Source organism: Brevundimonas sp. MEB006b (genome assembly GCF_030209705.1).
In the GTDB taxonomy this organism is placed as follows: Bacteria; Pseudomonadota; Alphaproteobacteria; order Caulobacterales; family Caulobacteraceae; genus Brevundimonas.
The window spans coordinates 325,969-343,131 of record NZ_JARVRL010000001.1 but is presented as its reverse complement, the minus strand read 5'-3'; the positions used below and the strand labels follow the sequence as shown (position 1 = coordinate 343,131).

Sequence of the window (17,163 nt, the reverse complement as noted above, 5' to 3'; positions counted from 1 at the left end):
TATCGTCGATCATGTGGTAGCCGGCGTCGATGGCGCCGTACCAACCATTGGGTTCCGCCGATGCGGCGCCGGCTGCGAACAGTCCGGCGGCGGCAACGGAGGCGAGAAGTTTGAGCTTCATAGCTTCCTCACTGTGTGAATGCGCGAAGCTGCGCAATAGCACAGCATTCACCCGACCGAACGGCGTGGCTGGCGCACGGTTCCGCGCTTGAGCTACGATTGTGTCGACTGTGGCGCCGTTTCAACACATTGGGCGCCTGCGAAAGGAAACGAATATGGCGATGCGGTTTGACGGACAGGTAGCGATCGTGACGGGCGCCGGGGGCGGCTTGGGGCGCGAACACGCGCTCGCTCTGGCGGCGCGCGGGGCCAGGGTGGTGGTCAACGACCTGGGCGGCGCGCGCGACGGTTCGGGCGGGTCGGCGACGGCGGCGGAATCAGTCGTCGCCGAAATCGAGGCGGCCGGCGGCGAGGCCATCGCCAATGCGGCCTCGGTGACGGACTATGCCGCAGTCCAGGCCATGGTCGATCAGGCCATGGCCAAGTGGGGCCGGATCGACATCCTAGTGAACAACGCCGGCGTCCTGCGCGACAAGACCTTCGCCAAGATGGAGATCGAGGACTTCCGCTTCGTCGTCGACGTCCACCTGATGGGGGCGGTCAACTGCACCAAGGCGGTGTGGGAGATCATGCGGGGACAGAACTACGGCCGGATCGTGATGACCACCTCGTCGTCCGGCCTGTACGGCAACTTCGGCCAGTCGAACTATGGCGCGGCCAAGATGGCCCTGGTCGGTCTGATGCAGACCTTGTCGATCGAGGGGGCCAAGAACGACATCCGCGTCAACTGCCTGGCGCCCACCGCCCACACCCGCATGACCGAGGATCTGGGCGCCGCCCTGCCGCTGGAGGCGCTGGCCCCGGCCCTGGTCACGCCGGGCCTGCTTTACCTGGTCAGCCAGGATGCGCCGAGCCGCGCCATCCTGGCCGCCGGCGCCGGCGGGTTCGAACGCGCCTATGTCACCCTGACGCAAGGCGACTTCGTCACCGGCGACAACGCCCCCGAACAGGTCGCCGTCCGCTTCGACGCCATCTCGGACCGCAGCGGCGAGATCGTGCCGGACATGGGCGCCGCCCAGGGCATGATCGAACTGACGAAAGCCCAGAAAGCCCACGGCGGTTGAATAACAAGGCGCCTTGCGTTGACGCGACGTGAGGCGCCTAACTTCGCTTCAGAGGAAACCGGCCTCAAGCAGCGCGAAAGCGCGGGAGGCCAAGCGAAGAGAGCATTCATGCGCGAAGCCGTCATCGTCTCCACAGCCCGCACCCCCATCGGGCGCGCCTATCGCGGCGCCTTTAACGACACCCAGGCGCAGCAGCTCGGCGCCCATGCGGTCAAGCACGCGGTCCAGCGCGCCGACGTCGATCCGGCCGAGATCGAGGACGTCGTCATGGGCGCGGCCCTGCAGCAGGGTTCGACCGGCACCAACGTCGCTCGCCAGATCGCCCTGGCCGCCGGCCTGCCCGCTTCCGTTCCCGGCATGAGCCTGGATCGCCAGTGCGCGTCCGGCCTGATGGGCATCGCCACGGCGGCGAAACAGGTCGTCTTCGACCAGCAGAAGATGGCGGTCGGCGGCGGCCTCGAAAGCATCTCCCTGGTCCAGAACCAGCACATGAACCTGTACCGGATGAAGGATGAGGCGCTGCTGAAGCTGTCGCCCCACATCTATATGTCGATGCTGGAGACGGCCGAGGTTGTGTCGCGCCGCTACGGCGTCAGCCGCGACCGCCAGGACGAGTATGCGTTGAAATCCCAGCAGCGCACCGCCGCCGCCCAGGACGCCGGTCGCTTCGACGCCGAGATCGTGCCCATGACCACCACCATGCTGGTCATGGACAAGGCGACCGGCCAGACGTCTTCGAAAGAAATCACTCTCTCCAAGGACGAAGGCAACCGTCCCGACACGACGCTGGAAGGGCTGAAGGCGCTGAAGCCCGTCTTCGGTGGCGGTGAGGAGATCCAGACAGGCGAGTTCATCACCGCCGGCAACGCCTCGCAACTGTCGGACGGCGCCTCGGCCTGCGTCGTCATGGAGGCCGGTGAGGCGGTGAAGCGCAATCTGCAACCGCTCGGCGCCTATCGCGGCATGGCCGTCGCCGGCTGCGAGCCGGACGAAATGGGCATCGGCCCGGTCTATGCCGTGCCCAAACTGCTGAAGCGCCACGGCCTGACGGTGGACGACATCGGCATCTGGGAGCTGAACGAGGCCTTTGCCGCCCAGGTTCTGTACTGCCAGGACACGCTGGGCATTCCCGACGACCGGCTGAACGTCTCGGGCGGCGCCATCTCCATCGGCCACCCCTACGGCATGTCCGGCGCCCGCATGACCGGCCACGTCCTGATCGAAGGCAAGCGTCGCGGCGCCAAATACGGCGTCGTCACCATGTGCATCGGCGGCGGCATGGGCGCGGCCGGGCTGTTCGAGATTTACTGACTTTCGTCTCCTCCCCTGTCGCGCAGCGATGGGGAGGTGGCGCGGCGCTCCTTTAGCGCCGCGCCGGAGGGGTTCTGCGACGCCTACAGGAGACAGTGGGACTTCAGGAGCCCCTCCTCCACTTCGCGGTCCCCCTCCCCACAGGTGGGGAGGAGACGCGTCACACCCGCTCGCTGATCTTGATCGCCGCCTTGCAGCCGACCTTGATCACGCCGGACAGCAGGCGGTAGGCCGGCGCTTCGCGGCTGCCGTGTTCGATGGCGTGGTCGTGGTGGGCCAGTTCCTCGTCGCGGAACTGCTTCAACTCAGCGGCAAGAGCCGGATCGCGGTCGCCGATCTCGGCGATCTGGTCGGCATAGTGTTGCTCGATCACGCTCTCGACCGCCTCGGTGCAGGCGTGCGCGGCCTTTTCGCCCATCAGGGCCGTGCCGGCGCCCAAGGCCGAGGCGGCGATGCGCCACAGGGGCGTCATGACCGTGGGTCGCACCTGCCGCTCGTTCAGCAGCCGTTCGAAGCGCGCCAGATGCACCGCCTCCTGGTCCTGCATCTCCGACAGGTCGCGGGCGATGCCGTCACGCCCCTTGCGCCCCTCGAACACCGCCTTCTGGGCGCGATAGATCAGGACGGCCGCATATTCCCCGGCGTGGTCGACGCGCAGGATTTCGTCCATCCGCGCCTTGTCTGCGCCTTGGCCAGGACGAGGAAGAGGAATGGAATGGCTCATCGCATCAGGCCTTTTCGATCCGGGGCGCACGGGCGTCCTTGGGACGTTTCGCCGCCAACAGGCTGAACACCGCAAGCGCCGAGGCGATGATCGCGTTCCATCCTGCCATCGACAGACCCAGCCAGCTCCAGGCCACATCGCCGCAGCCGATCACCTTGGTCACTGGCCCCGTGCCCATGGCCAAGGCCGTTAGACTGTCCATATCGACCGAGCCGCCGACGGACGAACAGGTTGCGGGCAGCGCCCACCATTTGTATTCGCCGCCCATGTGGAAGATGGCTGTGATGGCGCCTGTCGCGAACACGGCCGCCAGCAGGAAGGCGGCGATGCGCGGCGTGCCCCGGCGTCCGCCGCTGAAAAGGGTCCAGCCTGTGGCTAGCACCGCGACGACCACCGCCCCCCAATAGACCTCGCGCTGCTTCAGACACAGGTTACAGGGCGCAAGGCCGCCGAACCGTTCGAACGCGTGAGCCGCGCCCAGCATGGCCAGCGACGCGGCCAGGGCGAAGGCGGTCCACCAACGGGTCAGAAGGCGATAGACATCGATCATCTTGAAACGGTCTTACTCCGCCCCTGCGGCCGCGTCGACTTACAGAAGCTTCAGGACGACGATCAGCCCGACCAGCGCGACTAGGCCGATCACGCTCCACATCGCCAGCCGCTTTTCGACCTGCGCCAGTATGGCCGGCCCCCAGCGTTTCAGGATCCACGCCTCCAGGAAGAAGCGCCCGCCCCGCGTCACGACCGACGCGGCCATGAAAACCGGAAAGCTGAACGCCGCGAGGCCCGAGGCGATCGTCACCAGCTTGTAGGGAATGGGCGTCAGCCCCTTGATCAGAATGACCCACAGGCCCCACTGATCGAACCAGGCGCGGAACTGCTCCAGCCCGTCCGAATGGCCCAGCACCCGCATGATCGCCAGGCCCAGATCGGTCAGGAAATAGCCGATCGCATAGCCGAGAATCCCGCCCAGCACCGACGCAACGGTGCAGACGGCGGCGTAGAAATAAGCCTTCTGCGGCCGCGCCAGGATCATGGGCGCCAGCATCACATCGGGCGGGATCGGAAAGAACGAACTCTCGGCGAAGGAGACGACCGCCAGGGCCTTGGTCGCATGGCGGCTGCGCGCCAGGTCGAAGACGCGGTCATAGAGTTTGCGCAGCATGGCGATCCTTAAGGCGGCACGGCGCGTTAGCACCCCTGCGGCGTTGCGTCATCCTCGGCCGTCACGTCCACCTGCTAGAGCGCCTGAATGACGACCCCCGCCTCTTCCCCGTCCACGGTCCAGCAGGACGATGTCAGCCATAACGTCACCCGGCTGCTACGGCGGCTGGCCGACGACGGCGGCGACGTAGGCCTGACCCTGCACGAAATCCGCGACCGGTTGGACGAGCGCGCCTACGGCCTGTTGATCCTGCTGCTCTCCATCCCTTGTCTGGTGCCGGGCCTTTACGGCGTGCCGCAGGTGGTCGGGCTGATCGTCATCCTGCTGGCCGGCCAGATGCTGGTCGGGCGCGAGGAGCCGTGGCTGCCGCGCTGGTTTCTGAACCTGCGGTGCAAAGGATCTTGGCTGAAGGCCATGGCCGATTTCGCCGAGACCAAACTGGGCTGGATCGACCGGCTGTCGCGCCCCCGCCTTCGCCGCTTCGCCGACGGGCCGGGCGAAAAGCTTGCCGCCGTCTTCATGATCCTGGCGACCGTCACCATCGTTATGCCGCTGACCAACACCATCCCGTCCATCGCCCTGGCCCTGCTGTCGGTCGGCCTGATCCAGCGCGACGGCCTGTTCGTCCTCGCCGGCTGCGCCGTCACCACTGTCTGGTTGACCATCCTGGGCGCGCTCGGGACCGGCCTTCTGATGGGCGCCGAATGGGCGACCCGCTGGCTGCCGGGCTGACGCAACCGTAAGATATCGGCCGTCAAATCGCCTCAGTTGTTTTGGTCAGTATGCTCACGCTTGGTGGTAGGAGCCCGAAGACTTGACCTCGAATCTGATCGGCCTCGTCGCCGCACTCGGCCTCGCTTTCGCAGCCGCCGCCCCCGCCTCGGCTCAACAGGCCGCGACGATCGAGGCGCGCGCCGCGCCGGGCGGGGTTCTGGTGACCTGGAAGCTCGCCCAGCCGACGACTGAGGTCGCGTTTTTGGATCAGGACATCGTCCGAACCCTGTGGACGGTGAAGACACCCGGCCTGTCCCTTTCGGACGGCGTCGTGAAGTCCGACCAGCCTTTCGATGCCTTCGACATTCTCATCACGCCTGACGCGGCTGAGGTGGACCGCGTCTATATCGGCCTGGTGCGGATCGGATCAGGCCAGAGCCTTTACGGACCCGCGCTGGCGCTGAAGGACATGGACGCCGAACTGGCCGTGAGGGCGGCCGCAGGTGAAACCGTCACGCCTCAATCCAACGCGATCAAGAGCTACGTCTATGTCGGGCCGACGTCGGCCGTGACGCAAGATGACGGCGGCGTGGTCGTCGTTGGGGAAACCGTTCCCGCATCCCTGCGCACCGCGATGAGCGAAGGCTTTCTGGCGGCCCAGGGATTCTATGGCGCTCGCCTCGGCCGCGACCTGCCCTATGCGCCGACCCTGATCGTTACTACCGAGAGCCCCGGCCCGACGACATTTCGGGGCGATGTGACCGACAATGGCGTCATCTCCCTGCGCTTTCATGGTTCGGACTGGTCCGCACCCCCGCCCGATGTGACCGAACAGCTCTCGACCTTCGTCTGGCACGAGACCCTGCATCTGTGGAACAGCCATGCCGTGACGACCAAGGACGGAGCCAGCGCGCCTTGGCTGCATGAGGGCGGGGCCGAATACGGCGCATTGATCGCCGCCCTATCCACAGGAGCGATCGACGAGGCCCAGTTGAAGACCTCGCTAGCGCGACGGCTGAATGGTTGTCGCGCCGCCCTTGGCGACCGCCCTAACGCCGAAGAGCGCCTGCGCACCGGAAACGCCATCTACAACTGCGGCGTCGTCGTGCAGTGGATTGCGGACCTGGAGAGCCGCCGCGCCTCCGACGGCCGCGCCGACATCTTCGACATCTGGAAGGCCATGCTCCAGTCCGGTCGCGCGGGAGACGGCTATGGGGTGGCGGACTTCCGCAACCGCCTGACGCCCGACACCGCTGTCGCCGTCCTGCTGGACGGTCCGGGGCCGGACCGTTGGGCCGGCGTTCAGACCCGCCTTGCCGCGCTGGGCGTCACCTTGGTCAATCGGCCCAGCCCGCGCGACCTTCGTCAGGCCGCTCTGTTCCACATGGTGGATCAGAACTGCGGCGGCGAGGGCGGCTTTTCCATCGACAACGGCCGGATCAAGCTGGACTCCGGCGACCGGTGCGGCGCCCTGTCCGGCGATCCCGTCGTCATCGCGATCGAAGATCTGGACCCGATGTCGAACGGTCAGGGCGTCTTCCAGGCCGTTCAGGCCCGTTGCGCCGAAAACCTGCCTATCCGTTACACACTGGCGGACGGCAAGACGGTCGAGGCGGTCTGCAGGGCCCCGCTTCGGGCCCCCGATCTCTGGGCTGTGGATGCGATGCCGGATCTCAGGGCGCGACGCACCTGACGGACAAGCGCCGCCCTAGATGTCCAAGGTTTAACGGGCGCCAAGCCGGTATCCAGTGAAAGGTGCAATGATCGACCGGCGGTCGATCATTCCCGACCTTTTTCCATTGAGTGTCATGGCCCTGCCTCTTCGTATCTTCCATACCCTGACCGCTGCGGTTGGCTTTGGCGCCCTGCTGGTCGCTGCCCTGCCCGCAGCCGCGCAGGACTACCGCCAGCCTTTCCATCCCGATCAGCTGAAGGGACCGCCCGCGGGCGCGCTGAACGAGGTTCTGGTCTTGGGCACGCCGCACCTGTCGAACATGGGCGACGGCTTCAAGGTCGAAAGCCTGTCGCCGCTGCTGGATCGGCTGGCGGCGTGGAAGCCGACCGCCATCGCGACGGAGGACCTGTCCGGCCTGCAATGCGACAGTCTGCGTCGCTATCCGTCGCGCTATGCCGAGACGGTCGAAACCTATTGCTGGGATCCCGCTCCCTCCGCCCTGGCGACCGGCCTGGACGTACCGGCCGCCAACGCCGAGGCCGAGCGACTGCTGGCAGAATGGCCCGATCAGCCCACGGCGGCCCAGCGGCGTCATCTGGCGGCGGTCTTCCTGGCGGCTGGCGAGCGGGCATCGGCCTTGGTCCAGTGGCTTCGCCTGCCCGCCCAGGACCGCATCGCCGGGGACGGCCTGAACGACGCCTTGGTCGGCGTACTGAACCAGATCGAGGAACAGGCCAACGAGACCTTCCTGATTTCCGCCCCCCTGGCCGCGCGCCTGGGACTGGAACGGCTGTGGAGCGTCGACGACCACTCCGCCGATTCGCCCGACCCCGCCGACCCCGTGGAAAAGAAGGCATCACAGGACGCCGTCATGGCCGCCTGGGACAATCCCGCCAGCACGGCCCGTTGGGCGCAAGACGAACGGCTGAGCGCCGCCCTGGATCAGCCGGACGGCCTTCTCCAGATGTATCGCGCCTACAATGCACCGACCGTCCCGGCCATGGCCTATCAGTCCGATTTCGGCGCAAATCTGGTCGAGCCGTCGCCGCAGGCCTTCGGCCGGCGCTACCTTGGCTATTGGGAGACGCGCAATCTGCGAATGGTCGCCAATATGCGCGATGTCCTGGGCCTCTATCCGGGCACTCGGATGCTGACCATCGTCGGCGCCTCGCACAAGGGCTACTATGAGGCCTATCTGGACCAGATGCACGACGTCCGGCTGGCCGATCCCGAAGCCGTCCTGCGCTGATCGCATAAAGACGACAGACGGGGCTTACGGGGTCGTCCGTCATCACGACCCCGTGGCTTCGTCTTGGCTCCGTCGTCTTCTGTGACTAGGTTCCGCGCCAATCGGCGGCCAGACCGCCCTCAAGATCACGCGGGAGACGCGCCATGAACGACATGACCCAGGCTACGGCGGAACAGATCGACCAAGAAAACCCCCTCGGCGTCGACGGTTTCGAGTTCGTCGAATTCACCGGCCCTGAGCCCGAGGCGATGATTTCGCGCTTGGAGCTGATGGGCTTCACCCAGACGCACGTGAACCCCAAGACCGACGTGGTGCGCCTGAAGCAGGGCGATATCAGCTTCCTGGTGCAACGCTCGCCCAAGGGTCAGGCCGCCGACTTCGCCAAGGATCACGGCCCGTCCGCCAACGGCATGGCCTTCCGCACCACCGACGCCAAGGCCGCCTATGAGGGCGCCCTGGCCCGCGGCGCCGTCGCCGCAACGGACGCCGCCGGCGGCGCGCTGGGCGACGACTATCCCTACATCCTGCAAGGCATCGGCGGCTCGCTGCTCTATGTCATCGACCAGTACGGCGACGCCGGCTCGCTCTATGACGCCTGGGACGAGATCGAGGGCTGGGAAGAAGCCGAGCGCAAGAACTCGATGGGCCTGGAGATCCTGGACCACCTGACCCACAACGTTCGTCGCGGCCAGATGCGCACATGGTCGGGCTTCTACAACTCGATCTTCAACTTCGAAGAGCAGAAGTATTTCGACATCAAGGGCAAGGCGACGGGCCTGTTCTCCCAGGCCATGATCGCGCCCGACCGCGCCATCCGCATCCCGCTGAACGAAAGCCAGGACGAAAACTCCCAGATCGAGGAGTTCATCCGTCGCTACAACGGCGAAGGCATCCAGCACATCGCCCTGACGACCGAGAACATCTTCGAGACGGTCGAGGCGATGAAGGAACGCGGCGTCGCCTTCCAGGACACCATCGAGACCTATTTCGAACTGATCGACAAACGCCTGCCCAACCATGGCGAGGACGTGGAGCGGATGCGCAAGAACCGCATCCTGATCGACGGTTCGGACGAGGAAGGCCTGCTGCTGCAGATCTTCACCCAGGACACCTTCGGCCCGATCTTCTTCGAGATCATCCAGCGCAAGGGCAACGAAGGCTTCGGCAACGGCAACTTCCAGGCCCTGTTCGACTCCATCGAGTTGGACCAGATCCGTCGCGGCGTCATCAAGGTCGACGCCTGAATGAAGATGCGGCCGCCGACCTGGCTGCCTTGGCTCGGCCCGGTCCTGGCGGCCGGCGCCGGGGCCCTGGCCGGCGAATACTGGCTGGGCGGCGGCTTCTGGATGGTCCTGATCGCCGCCCTCCTCTGCGGCTTCGCCCCCATCGTCGGCTATCAGATATGGAAGCGGCTGCACCACCGGGGGTGAGGGGGCGGGTGGACCATGCGAGGAGCAGGCCGAACGGCAGCCTGCTATGGGTGGAAGGCGGACTATCGCACCTCGGTGCTAACAGGGATGCACTGGCCACGTTGGAGCACGAAGTAGAACTCTTGGCCTATTCCGGGGGTAACATAGCCGACCTGGCAGGTCGCGCTGGCACCATCTCCTAAACGCAGCCGAATTTCACCGACCCCTTCACAAGTGATCGGCACCGTAGCGATCAGGTGATCTCCGCGCACAATCAAAGGTGTTTCCTTATCGCACAGGACCCCCACACCAGAGACGTTTGGCGATCCCGACGTGTCAATATCGATCGAGTTCTTGGCGGGCACACATGCCGCAAGAGCCGCCGAGCAGGTTAGGATGCCGAGGATCGTGCGCTTCATCAGCAAACTATCGCCGCCGCCACCAATGTCTACAATGGGTCGATTAGCCTACCCTATTAGGCTGAAAGCAGCCTTGCGCTCACGGGCGGCTCCGTCCCTCATCGGCAAGCCATCCTATCGCCGAGAACCAACCCACTGATCTTTCGACCTTTGCGATTTTCTTCGACCAATCGACCTGACACGCTCGCGCGCTGGGTTAGACTGCTCCTGACCGGCGTCTCTGAGCAAAGTGCACAGATTGCACTCTGTTTTTGACCCCCGAAGGAATTTCACTATGCGCGCCGCCTATTCTGGACTGATTGCACTCTTTGCACTGTGTTTTTCCTCGGCCCAGGCCCAGGACGCCGCCCCCCGCTGGTCGCTGGCGATCCACGGCGGGGCCGGCGTGATCGAGCGGTCCAGCCTGACGCCGGAGCAGGACGCGGCCTATCGCGCGGCGCTGCAAGGCGCGCTGGACGCCGGTTCGGCCGTGCTGAAAAGCGGCGGCTCGGCGCTGGATGCGGTCCAGGCCGCCGTTCAGGTCATGGAGGACGATCCCCTGTTCAACGCCGGGCGCGGGGCGGTATTCACTGCGGCCGGCCGTAACGAGCTGGACGCCGCCATCATGAACGGATCGGACCTGACCGCCGGGTCCGTCGCCGGCCTGACCACCACCCGTCATCCCGTCGCCGCCGCCCGCGCGGTGATGGAGCGGTCGCACCACGTCATGCTGATCGGCCCCGGCGCCGACGCCTTCGCCGCCTCGGTCGGGCTGGAGCAGGTCGATCCAGCCTTCTTCTTCACCGAGCGGCGCTGGCAGGGGCTGGTCAAGGCCCTGACCGAGGCCGGACAACCTATCCCCGAACGCCCCGTCGGCGCGCCTCTACCAGGCGCCCAGGCCCAAATCGCCCCGCCCCTGAATGAGAAAAAGTTCGGCACGGTCGGCGCGGTGGCGCTGGACAGCCAGGGTCGTCTCGCCGCCGCCACCTCGACCGGCGGCATGACCGCCAAACGCTGGGGCCGGGTCGGGGACGTGCCGATCATCGGCGCCGGAACCTACGCCTCAAACACCGACGGCTGCGCGGTGTCCGCCACCGGCGACGGCGAATATTTCATCCGCGCCACCGTCGCCCGCGACATCTGCGCGCGGATTGCAGGAGGGGCGGCGACGCAGGCCGCCGGTCAGGCGGAGATCGCTGACGCCGAAAGGCTGGGCGGCAAGGGCGGCGTCATCGTCATGGGCCTGGATGGCCGCCCTGCCTTCGCCATGTCCACCTCGGGCATGTATCGCGGCGCGGCCTCCTCGACCGACCCCGCCCGCGTCGCCATCTACGCCGACGAACCCTGAGCGCCCGCTCAGACCAATTAGACGAATTAGCCTCTTTTTTTCTAAGACCGAGACCCATGCCTGCATCCGATGACGAACTGACCGTGATGGCCAACGAGGAGTTGGACGCCGCCTGCGCCATGCCCTTCGTCGAGGTCAGGAAGATCACCCCTTGGGGCGACAGTTACGAAGGCTTCGCACCGTCCGGCCGCACGGTCGAGGTCGAGCGTCGCTACCTGTGGGCCGTCGAGCCTGAGGGCGGCGTCATCGTCGAGGTCGAGGTCCGCGACCGCGCCGCCCGCACCGGCGCCGAGGCCCGCGCCCTGCTGACGGCCGCCGACTGATTCCGCCGTTCCCAACATCGCAAATCCGGTCTAGGCCTTGGTCATGAAACTCGCCTCGCTCAAGCACGGCCGCGACGGCCGCCTCGTTGTCGTCTCTCAGGACCTAAACTGGTTCACCGACGCCTTCCTGATCGCCCCGACGCTGCAGGCGGCGCTGGATGACTGGGACCGCTGCGGCCCCCGCCTCGAGGCCTTGGCCGAAAGCCTGGAGCATGAGGCCGTGCCGCGCGGCCGCTTCCACGAACGCGACGCCGCCTCGCCCCTGCCCCGCGCCTATCAGTGGGCGGACGGCTCGGCCTATGTGAACCACGTCGAACTGGTTCGTAAGGCGCGCGGCGCCGAAATGCCCGAGAGCTTCTGGACCGACCCGCTGATGTATCAGGGCGGCTCCGACGGCTTCCTGTCGCCGCGCGATCCGATCCCGCTGGCCGACGAGGCCTGGGGCTGCGACCTGGAGGCCGAGATCGTGGTCGTCGTCGGCGACGTGCCTCAGGGCGCGACGCGCGAACAGGCGCTCGACGCCATTCGCCTGGTCGGCCTGGTCAACGACGTGAGCCTGCGCAACCTGATCCCGGCCGAACTGGCCAAGGGGTTCGGCTTCGTCCAGTCCAAGCCCGCCAGCGCCCTGTCGCCCGTTCTGGTCACGCCCGAGGCGCTGGGCGACCGATGGAAGGACGGCAAGCTGCACGGCGCCCTGTCGGTGCAACTGAATGGCCAGGACTTCGGCAAGGCCGACGCCGGCGTCGACATGACCTTCGACTTCGGAACCCTGATCGCCCATCTGGCCAAGACCCGCTCGCTGGGCGCCGGCACCATCATCGGTTCGGGCACGGTGTCGAACAAGGACGCCGACGGCGGCCCCGGCAAGCCGGTCTCGGAAGGCGGCCTGGGCTACTCCTGCATCGCCGAGGTCCGCACGGTCGAGACGATCCTGCGCGGCGCGGCCGAGACGCCCTTCCTGAAACACGGCGACACGGTGCGCATCGAGATGCTGGACGACCGTCATCATTCGATCTTCGGCGCCATCGAACAGACGGTCGCGCCGCTATCCAGCGCGGATTGACGCCGCTAGGGTGCTGACAGCGGCCTCGGGGGAGGCCGCATCCTGTCTTTGGGGAGAGACGACGTGCCGCCTGAAAAACTGATCCCGCTGCTCATGATCCCGATCATGCTGGTGGTGGTGCTGCTGAAGAACCGTCGGAAGCGGGTGCTGAAGCCGCAACTGCTGTGGGTCATGCCGGCCATCGTCCTGCCGCTGATCGGCTTGGGCCTGTGGGGCACAGCCCAGAACCCGAACATGGCCCATGCACCGTTCGGTCCCGACGCTTGGACGGTTCTGGCCATCGGCGGGATCTTGGGCGGCGTCGCCGGCTGGTATCGCGGCAAGACCGTCACCATCGAAAAGGAGCCGGACGGTTCCCTGATGGCCCAGGCCTCGCCGCTGGGTCTGATTCTGCTGGTCGTGCTGTTCGCCGGCCGGTCTCTGCTGCGCGACCTGATCGAAAGCCATGCCGCCGCCTGGCATCTGAACGCCCTGGCCGTCACCGACGCCTTCCTGGTCTTCGCCATGGGCCTGATCGTCATGCAGCGCGTCGAAATGTACATCCGCGCCCGCCGCATCCAATCCGGCGGCACGGACGGGCATGTGGAGGTCGTGGCGTGATCACCGCCCTGCTGCTGGCGCTCGCCCAAGAGGCCGTCGCGCCTGATCTGACCTGGACTGCTACGAAAAATGACGGGCTGGAAGCGGCCTCTATTCAATACGATGTCGGGGTGACGCTCTCGGCGGCCTGTCGGAATGGACGGTTCGTGTTCGCATTGGGAGGATTGCCCACGATGACCGGATCCGCAGCGACTCGTAAACTTGATGTCAGCCTTCGCGCGCCGGCTCTGGTATCCTCAACGTGGTCAGTCGCTCCCAACAGCAACGGTTCTGTCGTCCTCGCTCCAGCGCCGTCGATCTACGCGCGCCACCTTCGTTCGTCAGAAAGCTTCTCGATACGCGTTCCTGCAGAAGCTGATCGCCGAGCCCAACGCTACGAACTTACCCTTCCGCGCGACCACACGGCCCTTGATGCGGTGATGACGGCGTGCGGCGTGGCGTTGGAGAACGCTGCCGACGCAATCTACGATCCTCGCCCCTTGGATGTCGTTTGGGCCATTCCCCCACGGATAACGCCGCCGCCGAACTTGCCATCGGCGAATTACGCCGAAGCGTTGATACAGTGTTCCGTTGATCGACGCGGCCGACCGAAAGATTGCACTCTATTGGATGAAAACCCTCCACGCTCGGGCTTTGGGCGCCATGCGTTGCGAATGGTGCCGAGCGGCCGTGTCGAACGGATCGACGGGGCGCCGGTTCAAGAGGGAGGCGTCTTTACGATGAGAATGACCTTCTCCATGACTGAACATTGAAGGACCACTAGACCCGCCTCGCCCCTCTGTGGCATGAGGCGGTCCTTCCGCTGCGGGCGTGGTGGAATTGGTAGACGCGCTGGACTCAAAATCCAGTTCCGAAAGGAGTGCCGGTTCGACCCCGGCCGCCCGCACCATTCTTCGTCGGTTCAGCCCAGCTGACGGTGGAAGAAGTCCGTCACATCGGCCAGCACCGTCGCCTTCTTGCGGAACAGGGGCGAGAAGGTCGCGATCAGGTCGGCGTGGTCCAGGCCCGGATAGAGCTTGGCTTGCGACCGACCGCCAGCCGCGCGCATCCGCTCATCTAGAATGACCGTATCCTCGTCGTGGACCACTGTGTCGGCCGTGCCGTGGCCCAGCCAGATCGGCGGGGCGTCGGCGCGGACGAAGGTGACGGGCTGGGTCAGGGTCGGGTCCGGCGCACGACCAAAGGCGTTCTGCGACGCCGCCACATCGAACGGCAAGAAGTCATAAGGGCCCGCGAGACCTGCCGCCGCCCTGATCAGATCGGGACGGCCGACGGCGGCCATGTAGCGCCGGTCCAGGGCGATCATCATCGCCAGATGCGCGCCCGCCGAATGGCCCAGCACGCCAAGCCGCGCCGGATCGCCGCCGTACGGACCGACCACCTCTGCCGCCTTGGCCGTGGCGGCGGCCGCGTCCTCTATGAAGGCCGGGAAGACGACCTGGGGCACGACGCGGTAGTCCGGCAGGGCGACCACAAATCCGCGCGCCGCCAAGGCTTGCGCCGCCCAGCCATACTGGCTGCGCGAGCCCGAATCCCAGCCGCCGCCATAGAAGAAGACCAGCGTCGGATAGTGGCCAGGCGCGGTCGGCGCATAGAGATCCATCTGCTGGCGCGGATCGTCGCCATAGGGAATGTCGCGCGCGACGCGTCGCACGCCGCCGTCCCTCGGTCCCAGGGTATTCAGCAGGCTCAGCGGCGAGCAGGCGGCGGCGAGAAGCCCAAGGGCAGGCACGAACAGTCCACGGCGTGTCATGTAGAAGGCTCCATCACCCACAATACGCTCGGATCGCCGGATCGGTCGTCATCAACGATCAGCGGGCGTTGGCGATCAGCCGGCCACAATCGGCGTCCTCGGCCAGGCCCGGATCGACGAAGGCGAACAGGGCCGTCACCGGCGCCACGACCGCGCCCAGCAGGCCCGCCAGACCGCCCTGAGACACGACCGAACCGACATCGACCCCGACCTTGGGCGCGGTCAGGGGGCCGGACACGGTGATCGGCGCCCAAAGGCGCAACAGCCGCGGCTTCTTGGATTCGCCCTCGATCCGCAGGTTCATCGTCTCGGCGCCCAGGTTGATGCTGCCCTTGCCCTGGGCCAGCACCACATCGGTGTCGATGACGAAGGTGCGGGCGGTCGCCGTGCCTCCGCTGACGTTGAAATCGGCGACGGCGCAGCGGATCTGGCTTTCGGACTGATCTCCGCTCAGCAGCTTCAGCAACCCGGCGCTGGCGTTGATGCCCAGCAGTTCGGCGAAGGCCGCCCGCATCTTGCCGTTCGGCACCACCAGGCTGAGGGATCCTTTCGACGCGGCGGCGAAATCATGGATCGAGGCCCCCGGTCCCTCCAGCTTCGCCCGCCCCAGCGCCCTGCCGGTGACGGGCGCCGAGCCGTTGCGGGCCGGGATGATGGATTCCAGCGGATAGCCGGCCAAACGCAGATCGACCGTGCTGTAGGGGGTGTCCTTGGTCGCATCGATCCGTGCCGTGCCGTTCAGTGCGCCGCGATTGAAGTCGAAGCTGATCGGATCCAGCTTCAGGATGCCGTCCTTCAGGTCGGCGCCCAGGTTCACCTGACGCACGTCGAAGGCGTTCGCCTTCACCGATCCGGCCCGATAGGACAGGCTACCGTCCATGGTCTGCAGCCGCTCGGTCTGCAGCTTGGCGTCCGGCAGCAGCTTGCCGCCGACCAAGACCGGCGCCTCGGTGTCGGTGCCCGCCGCATTGGTTCGAGTCCGCGCGCCCAAAACGGCGGCCAGGTCGTCGATGTCCAGACGACGCGAGGTCAGGTCGGCGTCGACGCGCAGACGCTGGCCCGACTGGACCTTGACCTCGCCCGACAGATCGGACGCGCCGACACGTCCGTCAAAATCCTTGAAGGTCCAGATCCGCCGATCGCGATTCAGCGCGCCCGACAGCCGGTAGGGCGGCGTATTGGGCAGGGCGACGCCGGTCAGCAGATAGAGGTCCGACATATTGCGACCCTGGATCGTCATGGTCGCGTCGAACCGCCCCAGATCGAACGGTCGGGTGATCGCCCCCTTGGCGACAAGGGACGAGTCCGCCCCGGTCACATCGGCCTCGAACCGATAGGGACGGTCGCGCCGGATGTTGATGAAGGGGCCGCCCTCGATCCTGACGGTCATGGGTGCGCCGCGCACATCGCCGCGCCCGTCCAGCACGAAACCGGCCTGGCCGCTGGACGCCTCGCGCGCATTGACCGCCGCCTCCAGCGTCAGTCCGCGCCTCTGTTCCTCGAAGGTCAGCCGCCCGTCCTTGATGACCAGTTGCTGGATAACCGGCAGATTCAGCCCTTCGCCGTCGTCAGGTTTGTTGGGATTCAACTGCCAGCTCTTGCGGCCGTCCTTGGTGGAGATCAGCACGACCCGGGGCCGAGTGAAGCTCAGGAGGGGCATCTCAACCTGACCGGCCAGCAGCTTTCGAAGGCGCACCGAGGCCTGGACCTCATCGACGTCGGCCGTGTCGCGATCGCGCGCCCAGTCGGGACCGCCGATCTTAAGCCCCCGCACCACGGCGGACGGCGTCCAGCTGAACAGATTGACGTCCAGATCGCCGGTCAGGGCGATTTCGCGTTCGTATTTGACCGAGGCCCAGCGGCCGATGGGCCCGCGCAGCATGTTCCAGTCGAACAGGGCCAGGAAAAGAACCACGGCCGCCACGACGACCAGCACCACGCCCGCCGTCCATTTTTCCGCCGCCCCCGGTCGTCGAGCCGCCGCATAGACGGGATCGTTGTCGCGCACCCAGTCGCGCCAGGTGCGCAAACGCGCCCCGGCCGGAGCCCACGCCCGCTGGTTCAGGTCGGCCCGAAAAGTGCGCCAATTCCGTGGGTTCGACAATCGCTCGTCTCCGTCAGCCAAAGAAAACGCACCAGCCCCGGTTTGGCGCCGCAGGGTCAGCTTGTCGTCGATCTGACGCGAAACTGTCGCATAACCTTTACAAACTTCAAGATCGGCGCATAATTCGTCAGAGTCCTGATCTA

18 protein-coding genes and 1 tRNA gene are annotated in these 17,163 nt (G+C 66.3%); 13 read left to right on the top strand and 6 right to left on the bottom strand.

Features of this window, described 5'->3' with window-relative positions; all coding sequences use genetic code 11:
- Positions 1–275 precede the first annotated feature (275 nt).
- Together QRN13_RS01675 and QRN13_RS01670 are read left to right on the top strand one after the other, a co-directional pair.
- Complete coding sequence (locus tag QRN13_RS01675; protein ID WP_284876581.1) at positions 276–1,184, top strand: SDR family NAD(P)-dependent oxidoreductase; 909 nt, start codon at positions 276–278, stop codon at positions 1,182–1,184.
- A gap of 108 nt (positions 1,185–1,292) precedes the next feature.
- Positions 1,293–2,495, top strand: coding sequence for an acetyl-CoA C-acyltransferase (locus QRN13_RS01670; protein WP_284876580.1), 1,203 nt, complete (start codon positions 1,293–1,295; stop codon positions 2,493–2,495).
- Between the two features lie 160 nt (positions 2,496–2,655).
- Here QRN13_RS01670 and QRN13_RS01665 read toward each other — a convergent pair whose 3' ends face one another.
- From QRN13_RS01665 to QRN13_RS01655, 3 genes are read right to left on the bottom strand one after another with little or no spacing between them, the layout of a single operon-like run.
- Positions 2,656–3,219 (bottom strand): demethoxyubiquinone hydroxylase family protein, encoded by a 564-nt coding sequence (locus QRN13_RS01665; RefSeq protein ID WP_284876579.1) that lies wholly within the window; start codon positions 3,217–3,219, stop codon positions 2,656–2,658.
- Positions 3,220–3,223: 4 nt separating this feature from the next.
- A complete protein-coding gene (locus tag QRN13_RS01660; RefSeq protein WP_039246047.1) occupies positions 3,224–3,769 on the bottom strand; it encodes a disulfide bond formation protein B in 546 nt (181 codons plus the stop codon).
- Between the two features lie 39 nt (positions 3,770–3,808).
- The gene (locus tag QRN13_RS01655; protein WP_284876578.1) at positions 3,809–4,384 is read right to left on the bottom strand and encodes a YqaA family protein; all 576 of its coding nucleotides are present in this window, start codon (positions 4,382–4,384) and stop codon (positions 3,809–3,811) included.
- An 87-nt stretch (positions 4,385–4,471) separates the two neighbouring features.
- On the opposite strand from QRN13_RS01655, the gene QRN13_RS01650 reads away from it, so the two are divergent.
- The 5 genes from QRN13_RS01650 to QRN13_RS01630 all read left to right on the top strand — a co-directional run bounded on the left by QRN13_RS01650 (position 4,472) and on the right by QRN13_RS01630 (position 9,452).
- Complete coding sequence (locus tag QRN13_RS01650; RefSeq protein ID WP_284876577.1) at positions 4,472–5,116, top strand: exopolysaccharide biosynthesis protein; 645 nt, start codon at positions 4,472–4,474, stop codon at positions 5,114–5,116.
- A gap of 82 nt (positions 5,117–5,198) precedes the next feature.
- A complete protein-coding gene (locus QRN13_RS01645; RefSeq protein WP_284876576.1) occupies positions 5,199–6,791 on the top strand; it encodes a hypothetical protein in 1,593 nt (530 codons plus the stop codon).
- A gap of 115 nt (positions 6,792–6,906) precedes the next feature.
- Positions 6,907–8,022: a DUF5694 domain-containing protein gene (locus QRN13_RS01640; protein ID WP_284876575.1), complete on the top strand. Its 1,116-nt coding sequence runs from the start codon at positions 6,907–6,909 to the stop codon at positions 8,020–8,022.
- 143 nt (positions 8,023–8,165) lie between these two features.
- A complete protein-coding gene (gene hppD, locus QRN13_RS01635; RefSeq protein ID WP_284876574.1) occupies positions 8,166–9,266 on the top strand; it encodes a 4-hydroxyphenylpyruvate dioxygenase in 1,101 nt (366 codons plus the stop codon).
- The gene (locus QRN13_RS01630; protein ID WP_284876573.1) at positions 9,267–9,452 is read left to right on the top strand and encodes a hypothetical protein; all 186 of its coding nucleotides are present in this window, start codon (positions 9,267–9,269) and stop codon (positions 9,450–9,452) included.
- A 62-nt stretch (positions 9,453–9,514) separates the two neighbouring features.
- Here the strand turns inward: QRN13_RS01630 and QRN13_RS01625 are convergent, their stop codons facing one another.
- Positions 9,515–9,850 (bottom strand): hypothetical protein, encoded by a 336-nt coding sequence (locus tag QRN13_RS01625; RefSeq protein WP_284876572.1) that lies wholly within the window; start codon positions 9,848–9,850, stop codon positions 9,515–9,517.
- A 274-nt stretch (positions 9,851–10,124) separates the two neighbouring features.
- On the opposite strand from QRN13_RS01625, the gene QRN13_RS01620 reads away from it, so the two are divergent.
- The 6 genes from QRN13_RS01620 to QRN13_RS01595 all read left to right on the top strand — a co-directional run bounded on the left by QRN13_RS01620 (position 10,125) and on the right by QRN13_RS01595 (position 14,052).
- Positions 10,125–11,177 (top strand): isoaspartyl peptidase/L-asparaginase family protein, encoded by a 1,053-nt coding sequence (locus tag QRN13_RS01620; RefSeq protein WP_284876571.1) that lies wholly within the window; start codon positions 10,125–10,127, stop codon positions 11,175–11,177.
- A 56-nt stretch (positions 11,178–11,233) separates the two neighbouring features.
- Complete coding sequence (locus tag QRN13_RS01615; RefSeq protein WP_017506239.1) at positions 11,234–11,500, top strand: hypothetical protein; 267 nt, start codon at positions 11,234–11,236, stop codon at positions 11,498–11,500.
- A gap of 43 nt (positions 11,501–11,543) precedes the next feature.
- A complete protein-coding gene (locus QRN13_RS01610) occupies positions 11,544–12,563 on the top strand; it encodes a fumarylacetoacetate hydrolase family protein (RefSeq protein WP_284876570.1) in 1,020 nt (339 codons plus the stop codon).
- Between the two features lie 63 nt (positions 12,564–12,626).
- Entirely contained in the window at positions 12,627–13,163 is a 537-nt protein-coding gene (locus tag QRN13_RS01605; protein ID WP_284876569.1) for a CcdC protein domain-containing protein, read from the top strand.
- Positions 13,160–13,915: a hypothetical protein gene (locus QRN13_RS01600; RefSeq protein WP_284876568.1), complete on the top strand. Its 756-nt coding sequence runs from the start codon at positions 13,160–13,162 to the stop codon at positions 13,913–13,915. Before QRN13_RS01605 ends, QRN13_RS01600 begins: the two co-directional genes overlap by 4 nt.
- A 52-nt stretch (positions 13,916–13,967) precedes the next feature.
- A tRNA-Leu gene (locus QRN13_RS01595) sits at positions 13,968–14,052 on the top strand.
- Between the two features lie 12 nt (positions 14,053–14,064).
- Here the strand turns inward: QRN13_RS01595 and QRN13_RS01590 are convergent.
- Positions 14,065–14,916, bottom strand: a complete 852-nt coding sequence (locus QRN13_RS01590) for an alpha/beta hydrolase (RefSeq protein WP_284876567.1) — start codon at positions 14,914–14,916, stop codon at positions 14,065–14,067.
- A gap of 58 nt (positions 14,917–14,974) precedes the next feature.
- Positions 14,975–16,945, bottom strand: a complete 1,971-nt coding sequence (locus QRN13_RS01585) for an AsmA family protein (RefSeq protein WP_284876566.1) — start codon at positions 16,943–16,945, stop codon at positions 14,975–14,977.
- Positions 16,946–17,163 lie beyond the last annotated feature (218 nt).